Genomic DNA, 12,306 nt, shown 5'->3' with positions numbered 1-12,306 from the left:
AGAAGAATTCATGCGCAGGCGCGGCGGTCGCGCCACAGCGTCGGTGGGTAGTAGCCGGTCCAGTCGGCCTCGATGCGTTGAAAGGGCACGTCCGACCAGATGCCGTGATCGCGCAGGTATTCCATGTGCACCAATCCGTCGGCCTTGAACTGCTGAAGCACCGCGTCTTGCGTGCCGTCGAACTCGGTCGGCGGCACGCCCATCAGCGCGCACAGTTCCTTGTTGAACGCGGGCACAGCCTTCACCCAACGACCTTCCAGGTAGAGCGCGGCCCAGCCGTGGTGCATGAACACTTCGCGCCCGCCCATGGCCTGTTGCATCTTCGGCGTGCTGAAATGATTGACGACGTCCGACAAGCCGATTGCGGCCGGGATGCCGGCGCGGCGCGCCGCGGCCACCAACAGCGCCGCCTTCGGGATGCAGAAAGCCTCGCCTTCCGCCACCACGGTACTGGCCCGAAAGCCCGCGGGGGTCAACCGCACGTTGCCCGCGTCATAGCGGACCTGATCGCGCACCGCGCCAAACAGCCGAACAGCCTTCTGCGTCGGCGTCGTCGCGTCCCGGATTGCATCGGCCACGAACTGCGCGACCGAAGGAGCGCTGAAGTCCAGGAACTCCGTGGCCGCCAGGTAACGATCACCCGGTTCGGGCCAACCGTAGGGAGTGAATTCCGTCTCGTTCATCGCCGCTCACATGCGCTTGGCGACTTCTTCGAGCATCACCTCGGTGGCACCACCGCCGATGGTCAGGATGCGGGCGTCGCGTGCCATGCGCTCCACCGGCGTGCCGATGATGAAGCCGGTGCCGCCGTGCAACTGCAGGCAGGTGTGCACCACTTCCTGCAGCGTCTCGGCTGCGAAGGCCTTGAGCATCGACACCTCGCGCACGGTGTCCTTCCCCTCGGCGATCATCTGGGCACACTGGTAGGTGAGCGCACGCGCTGCCGCAGCCTTGGACGCGATCCAGGAGAGCTTGTTGCGCACCACCTGCTGGTCCCACAACGTCTTGCCGAATGCCTGGCGTTGGCGCACGTAGTCCACCGTCAGTTCGATGGCGCGGGCGCAGGTGCCCGAGACCAGCGCGCCCACCACCAGCCGTTCGTTCTGGAACGTGCTCATGATGTAGTAAAAGCCCTTACCCTCCTCGCCCAGCAGCGCATCGGGCGCCAGCTTCATGTCGTCGAAGAACAGCTCTGCGGTGTCGGACGAGCGCCAGCCATGCTTGTCGAACTGACGCGCGACCTTCAGACCGGGGTTCCCTTTCTCGACGATGAACAACGAGATGCCGCGACTGCCCTTCGCATCGGGATCGGTGCGGGCCGCCACGATGAAGATGTCGCCATATACGCCGTTGGTGATGAAGGTCTTGGAACCATTGAGCACCCAGCCGCCATCGGACGTGCGCTGCGCGCGCGTCTTGAGGCCGGCGACGTCCGAGCCCGCGTTCGGCTCCGTGACGCACACGGCGCCCACCTTCTCACCCGCGCAGGCTGCAGGCAGGTACTTCAGTTTTTGTTCGTGCGTGCCGCGGTGCGCGATGTGGCCGATGGACATGTCGCTGTGCACCGTGAGGGCCGAGGCCACGCCGCCATAGCCGGAGCGTGCCAACTCCTCCCCCAGGACGACAGAAGCCAACGGGCCCATGCCACCACCGCCGTACTCGACAGGGTGGCGCATCCCGAGGAACCCGAGCTGGCCCAGATCGCGGAACAGCTCGCGCGGGATCTCGCCCGAAGCTTCCCAGGCATCGGCGCAGGGAACGATGCGCTCGCGGACAAAACGGCGCACCTGCTCGCGCACCATGCGCAGGTCTTCGTCGAGGAGGTCAGGTTCCAGAAATTCGAATTCGGTCATAGGGGTGGATGCGTGATGGATTCAGTTCGAAGAACGGGCATGCCGAACCATTTAATAGACCGGCGTGTCGGTTTATTTTAATGATGCAACTGACTCTGTGCAAGCAGCGCTTGCTACACTTCCCGCCCCAAGGAGGACCGCATGCCCCGCGTACGTTCAGACGACTATGAATCCAAGAGCCAGGCCATCATGGACTGCGCTGCCGCCCTTTTTGCCAAGGAGGGCTACCCTGCGGCCAAGATGCAGGATGTGGCCAAAGCGTGCGGGGCGACCAAGTCGATGCTCTACCACTACTTCCCGGCGAAGGACGATCTGCTGTTTGCGATGCTGCAAGAGCATCTGCAGCGGCTGATCGCCGCGCTGGAGGAAGCGCTGACCGGCAAGGGCAAGCCGGGCGAGCGTATGCAACGGCTGGTTCAGGCCTACATGCAGAAGTCGGTCCAGTCGCGCCGCCGTCACATGGTTGCGATGAGCGATGTGAAGTTTCTTCCCAAGGCCAAGCAGGCGCCGCTCATTGCGCTGCAGCGCCAACTGGCCGAACTCATCGCGGGCCTGTTGCGGGAGCTGAACCCCCATCTGGCCGACAACCTGTACAAGCCCTACACCATGATGCTGGTGGGCATGCTCAACTGGACCGACTTCTGGTATTCGTCCACCGGCCCGGTGAAGCCCCAGGAACTGTGCGACCGCATGGCGCGCCTTTTTCTCAACGGCTTCCTGGCAGAGAAGGGTTGAGACGAGGGGGCGCACCCTGCGCCCCTGCCCGTTCTCACTGCACCAGTTTGTAGGTCGAGGTGGCCGGATCGGCCTTGAGCAGGAACAGCTTGGGCGCCGCCAGATGGTTCGTCGCCGAGAAGCTGATCGGCGTCATGGCACCCGTTTCCAGCTTGCTGAGCTTGGCCAGTTCAGCGTTGGTGCAGTCCCAGGTCAGCGCCTTGCCGCATCGCTCCATCGCCGTGAACAGCGCGCGCGCCGCCGCGTAGCCGGTGAACGAGTAGCGGTTCACGCGCGTGCGCTCCTCCGCGGAAAGATGCCGCTCCAGCTTCTCCATGAAGCCCTTCGCCTCCGGAGCGCTCTCCAGGTAGACGTAGTCCACCGTGTACACGTTTTCACCGGCCGAGCCCATCATCTTGGCACTGGCGGGCACGCGCGAAACGTAAGTCACGCCGACCGGGATCTTGTGACCGATGCGCTCGAGCTCCTTGACCATGGTGACGTTCTCGCCGAGCACGCCGCCCGCCATCAACGCTTCGGCGCCGGCCTGCTTGACCTTGAGGATTTCCGACGAGAAGTCCGACTGACCCTTCTTGAAGATCTGGCTGGAAACCAGCTCCAGCTTCTTCTCCTTGGCCGCGCGCTCGAACCCGTCGCGCACGTTCTCGCCGTAATCGTCGTCCTGCGAGATCAGCGCCCATTTCTTGCCGGGGTAGCGCTCCGCCATCTGGACCACCAGGCCGTAGACCGCTTCGCGCATGTCGTAGCCCACGGCGAACACATTCTTGATGGTCGGCTTGTACAGCCCTTCGTAGGTGGTGATGGGCGCCATGGCGGGCACGCCGGCCTGCTTGAAGAGCGACATCGCGGCCTGGGCCTGGGCCGTGCCCGAGATCGAGGTGAACGCAAAAACCTTGTCGCTGTTCAGGAGCTTGCGAACGCCCTGGATCGTGCGCGAAGGCACATAGCCGTCGTCCTCGGAGACCAGGCGCAGCTTGCGGCCATGGATGCCGCCGTTGGCATTCGCTTCGGCGACCGCGACCTTCACGCCCAAGTTGTGCGCCACGCCCAACATGGCGGGCGGACCGGTCAGCGGCAGGATGTCGCCGATGACGATCTCGCTGTCCGTCACGCCCTGCTGCTGCGCCGATGCAGGCGCAGCGACGCCGGCGGCCAGCAAGCTGGCGGCAGCAAGCTGCAAGAGTTTGTGCTTCATGGATGTCTCCTGATAGTTGTGGCAATCAGCCGTTGGGAAAACTCGCGGAATCAGTAGCGCAGCGGCCAGAACACCCACGCGTGGCGCAGGTCGTGCCACATGCCGCGCAGGCCACGCGGATCGAAGCGCAGGAAGGCGACGATGGCCAGGCCATAGAGAATGGTCTTGATCTCGTGCGCGCTGGTCGTCATCAGCTCGGCCAGGCGACCGCCGAGGCCGGCCATCAGCGCCGAGAACACCTCGGGCATGCTGACGATGAACACGGCGCCGAGGACAGCGCCGAGCACGGAGCCGATGCCACCAACGATGATCACCGCCAGCGCCTCGATGCTCAGCAGGAAGGGATAGCCCTCCACCGAGACGATGCCCATGTACATGCCCATCAGCGCCCCGGCCACACCGGTGAGCGCCGCGCTCACGAGAAAGGCCAGCAGCTTGTAGCGCACCAGGCTGATGCCCATGGTGCGCGCCGCGATGTCGTTGTCGCGGATCGCCACCAGCGCCCGGCCGACATAGGAGCGCCGCAGGTTCAGCACCACCATCACCGCCAGCACGCACATCGCCACGCAGAACCAGTAGAAGGCCCTGTCGCTGGACAGGTCCATGCCGAGCATCACCGGGCGCTCGACGGCGATCCCGCTGCCCGCCCCGGTGAACTTGCCGCCCGCGAGGATGCCGGCGCTCACGATGTGCGCGAACGCCAGGGTCGTGATGGCCAGGTAGAGCCCGTGCAAGCGCAGCGAAGGAATGCCCACGATCAACCCAAAGGCTGCCGGCACGACGGCCGACATCACGAGCGCAAGTTCGGGCGGCAGGCCCAGCCGCGTGACACCGATCGCATAGGCGTAGCCGCCGAGCATGAGAAAGCCGACGTGGCCCAACGAGATCAGCCCGGTGAACCCGGTGAGCACCATCAGGCCCAGTGCGCCCACGATCGTGAACAGGATCACCGTCATGTGCGACAGCACGTAGTTGCTCATGACGAACGGCGCCCCGATCAGCGCGACCAGCAAGACCGCCACCCAGGCTTTCACCGCGGGCGAGTCCGTCAGGACCACCAGGTCGCTGTACTTTTGTTTGAAGAAGCCGCTGCGCATCAGACCCTCTCAATTCTTTTTTCACCGAACAGACCGAAGGGCCGCACCATCAGGACCACCAGGATCAGGACGAAGCCGGCAATCTCCTTGAGCGTGCTGGGCAGGTAGCCGCCCACAAGGTTCTCCAGCACGCCGATCACCAGGCCGCTGACGCCCGAGCCCAGGATGGCGTCGAAGCCACCCAGCACCGTTGCGGGAAAGGCTTTCAGGCCGAGTTCGAAGAGGGTGGGCGCCAGGCCATAGATGACCGCGAAGAACGCGCCAGCGAGACCGGCAAGGCCGGACGCTGCCGCCCACGCCACCGCCTGCACGCGCGCCGTGGACACGCCCATCAGGCGCGCCGTTTTCTCGTCCGCCGCCACCGCGCGCATGGCCACGCCGAAGCGGCTGCGGCTCAGGAAAAACCAGAAGCCCGCCAACGCCAGCAGCAGCACGGCGATCACGGCGATCTGGCTGACACGCATGCCGATTCCGCCCAGGTGCACGATGGTGTCCGCGCCCGCCACCGCAAACTTTTGCGGAGAGGCGCCCCAGATCAGGGTCACCAGGGAGCGCAGCATCACGGACAGGCCCACCGTCACCAGCACGACGGACAGCACCGACTCGCCGAGCATGGGTCGCATGATGAGCCGCTCGCAGATCAGGCCCAGGAGCGCGCCCACCACCACCGCCACGAGCACCGTCAGCACGGCGCCGGTGCCCAGGGTGACGGCGATCGACCAGGAGGTGTAGGCGGTGAGCATGCCCATCTCGCCCTGTGCGAAGTTGACGATGCCGGTGGCCTTGTAGATCACCGCGAAGCCCATGGCGACCAGTCCATAGATGGCACCGATCGCCATGCCCGAGACGACCAGTTCGATGAAATAGCTCATGACGCTTGCCCGTAGATCTGTTCGAGCTCGCGCCCGAACTTCTTGTTGATGAGGCCGCGGCGGACCTTCTGCGTGGCGGTGATTTCGCCGTCGTCGTGGTCCAGCTCCTTTTCGAGGAGCACAAACCTGCGGATGTTTTCCACCCGTGCAAAACGCGAGTTCACCTCGTCGACCACGCCCTGGATGAGCGCCACCACATCGGGCAGGAGCGTCACCGACTTGAAGGTGGTGTATTGCAGGTCGCGCTCGGCGGCCCACCGGCCCACGCTGTCGAAGTCGATCTGGATCAGGCCGCCCAGGAACTTGCGGCCCTCCCCCACCACGATGGCCTCGCGGATGTACGGGCTGTCCTTCAACGCGTTCTCGATCTCCGAGGGCGCGATGTTCTTGCCGCCGCTGGTGATGATGATGGCCTTCTTGCGGTCCACCACCGCGACCTCGTCCTCTCCGCGCAGCTCCACGATGTCGCCGGAGGCGAGCCAGCCGTCGGCCTGCAGGATCTCGCTCGTGCCCTTGTCGTCGAACAGATAGCCCTTGAAGACACCGGGCGAGCGCAGGAAGACTTCACCGTCCGCGCCGAGCTTCCATTCAGTTCCCGGCATCGCGGGTCCGCAACTGGCATTCAGGAAAGGGCGTCCCGGCACCTGCACGAACCCCAGCCCGCACGACTCTGTGAGTCCGTAGCCCTGGCCCACCGGCACGCCGATGATGTCAAAGAAACGCAAGGTCTCGGGCGACACCGACGCGCCGCCGCACATGCGGGTGTGGGTGCGGTTCAATCCCATGTGGCGCTGCATGTTGCGAAACAGCGCGGCGTACCAGAAGCCAAACTCCAGCCGATCGCCCAGTGCCGTGAGCCGGCCCTTGGCCGCACGGCGGTCGGACAGCACCCGCCCGCGCTTCATGCCCACACGGTAGACCCAGCGAGACAGACGGCTGGCGTCCTGCATCTTGAACTCGAAGCCCTGCTGCAATTTCTCCCAGATGCGCGGCACGCCGAGAAAGAAGGTCGGAGCGATCTCGCGGATGTTGGTGGCCACCGTGTCGACGGACTCGGCAAAATTCACGCAGCCGCCCGAGATCAGGTGCTGCACCGTGGAGTAGGCACGCTCGGCCACGTGGCACAAAGGCAGGTAGCACACCGACTCGAACGGCTGGTCGTGCATCCGACGCGCCGCGCGGTAGGCGTAGGTGCCATAGATGAAGTTGCGGTGCGTGAGCATCGCGCCCTTCGGCGGCCCGGTGGTCCCGGAGGTGTAGACCAGGATGTTGACGTCGTCCGGCACCAGGCTCTCGATGCTGGCATCGAGCCGCTTTTCCGCCGTGGCATCCTCGGCCGCGAGCTGGTCGCCCAGCGCCATCAAGTGCGCGAAGCTGTGCGGCCGGCCCGGCTCGTAGCGGCGCAGTCCTTTCATGTCGACGCAAAAGAGATGCTGCAGATGCGGCAAGCCGGCTTCGCTGGCCATCGCATCGAGCACCTTGTCGGTCTGTTCCTGGTCGCCGGTGATCGCCACCTTCGCCTGGCAGTGGCCTGCGATGTACAGCACTTCGGCCCAAGGGTTGGTGGGATAGATGCCCACCACCTGGACACCGATCATCTGGGCACCCAGGTCGGCATAGAACCACTCTGGGAGCCCTTCGGCCGCGATGATGATGCGGTCGCCGCGCCGCAGGCCGAGCTTCATCAGGCCCAGTGCCGTGCGGCGCGCGTCGCGGTAGTAGTCGGCCCAGGTGCGCGTGCGCCAGATGCCGTTGACCTTCTCGCGCAGCGCCACCTGCGCGCCGCGCTCGCGGGCACGGGCGCGCAGCAGGGCCGGCAGCGTGCCTTCGCCGCGAATCAATTGTTCGTGCTCAAACATGGCTGCCCTCCTCTCCGAGGTAGGCCGCCAGCACGGCCGGGTTCGCAGCCACCTCGGCCGGCGTTCCCTGCGCGATCAGGCAACCGAAATCCAGCACGTACACACGGTCCGAAAGGTCCATCACCACTTGCATGTCATGTTCGATCATCAGCACCGCGACGCCGAATTCGTCGCGGATGTCCAGGGTGAAGCGGGCGATGTCCTCTTTCTCTTCACGGTTCATGCCCGCCACGATTTCGTCGAGCAGCAACAGGCTGGGCTCGCAGGCCAGCGCCCGGCCCAGCTCGACGCGCTTTTGCTGGCCATAGGCCAACTGGCTCACCGGCTTGTCGCGCAGCTCTTCGATCTCCAGGAACTCGATGATCTGTTCGACCTTTTCACGCGCGGCGATCTCCTCGCGCCGCGGGCGGCCCCAGAACGCGAGCGACTCCAGCACGGAATAGTTGAAGTGGATGTGGCGCCCGACCAGCAGGTTCTCGATCACGCTGCCTTGACGGAACAGCGCCAGGTTCTGAAAGGTGCGGCCGATGCCCAGGCGGGCAAACTCGGAAGACTTGAACTTCGCCGTGTCCTGGCCCTTGAACAGGATCTGCCCCTCGCTGGGCGGCAAGACGCCGCTGACGAGGTTGAAGGTGGTGGTCTTGCCGGCGCCGTTGGGGCCGATCAGGCTCACGATCTCGCCCGGCATCACCTTCAGGCTGACTGCGGTCACGGCCTTGACGCCGCCGAAACGCTTGGAGATGCCGATCGCCTCCAGGACCGGGGCGTGCGCAGGCGTGCTCATGACAGCCACCTCTTGCGGCGCTTGTAGTGCTTGACGTCTTTCATGCTGGTGCGCCCGGGCTGCGAGCTCAGGCCAAGGTAGAACTCCCGCACGTCGGCGTTGCGGCGCAGTTGCTCGCTGGTGCCGTCCAGCACGACGCGGCCGTTCTCCATGATGTAGGCGTAGTCGGCGATGGCCAGGGCCCGGTTGGCGTTCTGCTCGACCAGCAGGATCGTCAGGCCGGTGGTGTCGCGCAGCTTCTGGATACTGTGGAAGATCTCACTGACGATCAGCGGCGCCAGGCCCAGCGAAGGCTCGTCGAGCGCCAGCACGCGCGGCCGACTCATGAGCGCACGCCCGATGGCCACCATCTGCTGTTCACCACCGGACAGGTAGCCCGCAACCGTGCCGCGCAGGTCGGCCAGCCGCGGGAACAACGCGAACACTTCTTCGCGTCCACGCGCCAGGCTGGCTGCAGCCTGCAGGTGCGCCCCTGCGATCAGGTTCTCTTCCACCGTCAGCGTGGCGAACAGGCGGCGCCCCTCCGGCACTTGCACCATGCCTTGACGCACGATGGCAGGCGCCAGCGCCTTTTCGATGGCTTGGCCGTTCAGCAGGATCGAGCCCTTCTCGATCTTGCCGTCTTCGGCATCCAGCACGCCCGACACGGCCTTGAGGACCGTGGACTTGCCCGCGCCGTTGGAGCCCAGCAAGGCCACGATCTGACCTGGCCGGACTTCCAGCGACACGTCACGCACGGCTTCGATGGCTCCGCCGTAAACCACTTGGATGTTGTGGATGGCAAGCGCAGGCTTCGGTGGGTCGCCTGAAGGTTGAGTGATGACCATACATCGAGAAATTTGAGGCCGGCGCCGCCGGCCTTGTGGAAAGGAACATGCTCTTTTATAGACCGTCTCGTCGGTCTGATAATGAGCGAATTATGGGAGGCTTCGAGAGCCCTGACGCTGGGGATTACCCTCGAAGGGACCGTGTTCTCGCGAAGCGGAATTTCTGGCGCCCTGCACGGCCTCCCGCACGTGCGTGCGTGCCGCTCAATCAGTCCGCGTAGGCCAGCAGGCAGTCCTGAGTGGCCGTTGCCACATGACGCCCCTCGAGGTCGTGGTAATGGGCAATGGAGAGTCCACGCCCATGCGCCGCATGCAGGCTCTCGGACGCCACGTGCAGCCAGCCGTCGCAGCGCGGCACCCGGTGCAACCACACGCCATGGTTGAGGCTGGTGATGTAGATCGGCCGCTCGCCCGCCCGCTTCAGGTGCGGCGCCATGCTGCAGAAGTTGAGCCACCAATCGGACAGATAGGCAAAGCACGCGGCCTGCACCCGCGGCGCATCGGGAAGGCCGTGCGGCACCCGCATCCAGTAGCGGAAGCGATGGTCTGCCGTAGTCCCATCCAGTTGGCGTTCTGCGTCCGGAATGCGGAACTCGATGCAGTCGTTGACATCGCGGCCATAGCCACCCATCAGCGCCAGCTGGTCGCGCAGCGTCGATGACACCTGCGCCAGGCGAGGCAGGCGCCCGGGAACTTCGTCGGCAGGCGCCAAGCTCGGCCGCGCGTGCGTCGGCCCATCAAGAGGCAACGCGCAACTCACCTGAGCCTGGAGCACCGTGCGCTCACCCTGCGCCCCACGCACTCCGACCGAGTGAAAACGCTTGCCACTCTGCAGGTCCGACACCGTGTAGTCGACCGGCTGGTCCGGCATCGCGCCCTGTAGAAACAGGAATTGCATCGCCGTGGGCTCTCGCTCCGGCGGCGCATCGAGCAACGCCGCATGGAACGCCTGCCCCAGCAACTGGCCTCCATAGGAGCGGCCGTTCTGGTTCGAGTCGCTGTAGCGGCTGCGCCAGGTCTGCGGCGCAATCCGGTCCAACGCCATTCGCTGCGCCAGCGTGATGGCGCGGTCCACAGCCGCGTCGTTCATTCCGCGGCCAGCTCGGGCCGGCGATGGCCGTTCGTGCGCGGTGCGATGCCCGGCTTCAGGCGCCAGTCCGCACCGAATTCATCGAGCCGGTGCAACGGCATGGGCGCCTCCTGGCCGATGCCACGCAGTCGCTGGGAGAACGCATCGATGTAGCCGGCGCGCGTCTCGGGTGTGGTGTAGTGGATGGACCACGACGCATGCGGCGCCAGTACCTCGAAGCCCGCGTAGGCCAGCGTGCCATGGAGCAGGTGCCACAGATTCACGTCCAGATGGGCCAGCAGGCCGTCGGGCTCGACCATGCCGGGCAGGCACGCGGTGCTGGTGCACACGAGCGCGCGCCGCCCCTTCATGCCGCCGGCGTCGAAGCGCCGGCCCTTGCCGTACACCACGCCATTGACGAACACGCGGTCGAACCAGCCCTTCATGATGGCCGGCACCGAGAACCACCACAGCGGGAACTGCAGGATCAACATGTCGCACGCGAGCAGCTTGTCGATCTCCGCCTGGATGTCCGGCGCGAAGGCCTGGTGTTCGTGGGCATGCTTCTGCTCACGGTCGTATTGCAGCGCATCGGGGAAGCGCCGCTCGCGGAAGTCCTCGGCACTGGCGACGGGATTGAAGCCCATGGCATAGAGGTCGGACACCACGACCTGGTGTCCCTCCTCCTGCAGCACCTGTATCGAGCGGTCCAACAGGCCGCGGTTGAAGGATTTCGGTTCCGGGTGGGCGTAGACGATCAGTATGTTCATAGACAAGGGGCTTGCGCCCTCCTCGTGATTTCGTTGTTGCAGTGAGTCAATGGAAAGTGGCCTCAACCGGGGCTGTCCCGGCTTACCCAAGCAGCGCGGCAGTCGCGGGCGCCGCTGGCGAAGCCGGCAGACAATCCTTGAGGGACACGGATTCGTCGCCCAGCACGGAGGCATCCACCACCCCACCCGCGGCAACCAACCGCTTGGCGAGCATGAAATCGGCTGGCCGGTTCACTGCATCGGCTGCGATCACCACCCCTTTTGCCAGATAGAAGGCGATGAAGCGCCGCGACGCAGGATCGCCTCGCAGAACGCAGGCCTCGTGCCCCTGCGACAAGCCGACCATCTGCAACTTGAGGTCGTACTGATCGGACCAGAACCACGGCACCGCGTGGTTGGGCTTGGGCTTGCCGCACAACGCCGAGGCAGCGGCTCTGGCCTGCTCCAATGCGTTCGGGACGGACTCGAGGCGAATGTGCCGGTTGTAGAGCGCACTGTGATGCGCGGTGCAATCGCCCGCCGCAAAGATGTCGGGGTCGGAGGTTTGCGAGAACTCGTCGACCACGATCCCGCCGTCGATGGCGAGTCCGGCCGCCTGCGCCAGTTCCACGTTGGGAAGCATGCCGACGCCGGCCACCACGATGTCGGCAGCAATGCGTTCGCCCGAAGCACACACCAACGCGGTGATTGCGCCATCGTCCGCCAGTTCTGCGCGTTCGACGGACAGCCCGGTGCGCAGTTGCACGCCCGCCTCGCGATGCACGGCTTCGTAGAAGGCCGCCACCTGCGCACCGGTCACCCGAGCAAGCACACGCGGCAGTGCCTCGATCACCGTCACCTCGGCGCCGAACTTTCGCGCCGACGCCGCCAACTCGAGCCCGACATAGCCACCGCCCACGACGACCAGGCGTGCGCCTTCTTTCAGCCCGGCGCGAATCGCATCGGCATCCGTGAGCGTTCGAAGGTAGTGCAGGTTGCGTGGCTTTGCACCTGCGTCCAGCCCAGGCAACACGAGCGTGCGCGGGCGCCCGCCCATGCACAACGCCAGCTTCGTGTAGGGCATGACCCGGCCGTCCTGGAGACGGACACGATGACCCGCCCGGTCGATCTGGACAAGATGCGCGCCCGAATACACCTGCACCCGTGCCGCCTCGTAGGCCGACGCAGGCCGCAGTGCAAGTGACTCAAAGCTCGCGGCACCATGCAGGTATGCTTTGGACAGCGGGGGTCGCTGGTACGGCAGCA

The 12,306-nt window shown here is 65.4% G+C and carries 12 protein-coding genes; 1 reads left to right on the top strand and 11 read right to left on the bottom strand.

The features are described 5' to 3' along the window. Positions 1–8: 8 nt before the first annotated feature. Positions 9–683 (bottom strand): transglutaminase domain-containing protein, encoded by a 675-nt coding sequence (locus ACCC97_RS11390; RefSeq protein WP_413332833.1) that lies wholly within the window; start codon positions 681–683, stop codon positions 9–11. Between the two features lie 6 nt (positions 684–689). Then, positions 690–1,853, bottom strand: coding sequence for an acyl-CoA dehydrogenase family protein (locus ACCC97_RS11385; protein ID WP_413332831.1), 1,164 nt, complete (start codon positions 1,851–1,853; stop codon positions 690–692). 141 nt (positions 1,854–1,994) lie between these two features. Here ACCC97_RS11385 and ACCC97_RS11380 point away from each other — a divergent pair, with 141 nt between their 5' ends. Next, positions 1,995–2,588 carry a TetR/AcrR family transcriptional regulator gene (locus ACCC97_RS11380; protein WP_413332829.1) on the top strand — a complete coding sequence of 198 codons (594 nt, stop codon included), beginning with the start codon at positions 1,995–1,997 and terminating at the stop codon, positions 2,586–2,588. Positions 2,589–2,622: 34 nt separating this feature from the next. Here the strand turns inward: ACCC97_RS11380 and ACCC97_RS11375 are convergent, their stop codons facing one another. From ACCC97_RS11375 to ACCC97_RS11335, 9 genes are all read right to left on the bottom strand, one after another. Continuing rightward, positions 2,623–3,783, bottom strand: a complete 1,161-nt coding sequence (locus ACCC97_RS11375; RefSeq protein ID WP_413332827.1) for an ABC transporter substrate-binding protein — start codon at positions 3,781–3,783, stop codon at positions 2,623–2,625. A 50-nt stretch (positions 3,784–3,833) separates the two neighbouring features. Next, positions 3,834–4,880 (bottom strand): branched-chain amino acid ABC transporter permease, encoded by a 1,047-nt coding sequence (locus tag ACCC97_RS11370; RefSeq protein ID WP_413332825.1) that lies wholly within the window; start codon positions 4,878–4,880, stop codon positions 3,834–3,836. Beyond that, a complete protein-coding gene (locus ACCC97_RS11365; RefSeq protein WP_413332823.1) occupies positions 4,880–5,752 on the bottom strand; it encodes a branched-chain amino acid ABC transporter permease in 873 nt (290 codons plus the stop codon). Before ACCC97_RS11365 ends, ACCC97_RS11370 begins: the two co-directional genes overlap by 1 nt. Next, positions 5,749–7,611 (bottom strand): AMP-dependent synthetase/ligase, encoded by a 1,863-nt coding sequence (locus ACCC97_RS11360; protein ID WP_413332821.1) that lies wholly within the window; start codon positions 7,609–7,611, stop codon positions 5,749–5,751. The genes ACCC97_RS11365 and ACCC97_RS11360 overlap by 4 nt, the downstream gene beginning before the upstream one ends. After that, on the bottom strand, positions 7,604–8,395 hold the full coding sequence (locus ACCC97_RS11355; RefSeq protein WP_413332819.1) for an ABC transporter ATP-binding protein: 792 nt from the start codon (positions 8,393–8,395) through the stop codon (positions 7,604–7,606). The genes ACCC97_RS11360 and ACCC97_RS11355 overlap by 8 nt, the downstream gene beginning before the upstream one ends. Next, complete coding sequence (locus ACCC97_RS11350; protein ID WP_413332817.1) at positions 8,392–9,222, bottom strand: ABC transporter ATP-binding protein; 831 nt, start codon at positions 9,220–9,222, stop codon at positions 8,392–8,394. Before ACCC97_RS11350 ends, ACCC97_RS11355 begins: the two co-directional genes overlap by 4 nt. Before the next feature lie 208 nt (positions 9,223–9,430). Continuing rightward, complete coding sequence (locus ACCC97_RS11345; protein WP_413332815.1) at positions 9,431–10,312, bottom strand: acyl-CoA thioesterase; 882 nt, start codon at positions 10,310–10,312, stop codon at positions 9,431–9,433. Then, positions 10,309–11,061: an NAD(P)H-dependent oxidoreductase gene (locus tag ACCC97_RS11340; RefSeq protein WP_413332913.1), complete on the bottom strand. Its 753-nt coding sequence runs from the start codon at positions 11,059–11,061 to the stop codon at positions 10,309–10,311. The genes ACCC97_RS11345 and ACCC97_RS11340 overlap by 4 nt, the downstream gene beginning before the upstream one ends. A gap of 82 nt (positions 11,062–11,143) precedes the next feature. Next, on the bottom strand, positions 11,144–12,306 hold a 1,163-nt coding region (locus ACCC97_RS11335), incomplete at its 5' end, for an NAD(P)/FAD-dependent oxidoreductase (RefSeq protein WP_413332813.1).

It is taken from the genome of Variovorax sp. Varisp85, from assembly GCF_047304045.1.
In the GTDB taxonomy this organism is placed as follows: domain Bacteria; phylum Pseudomonadota; class Gammaproteobacteria; order Burkholderiales; family Burkholderiaceae_C; genus Variovorax.
This window is presented reverse-complemented; position numbering and strand designations above follow the sequence as displayed.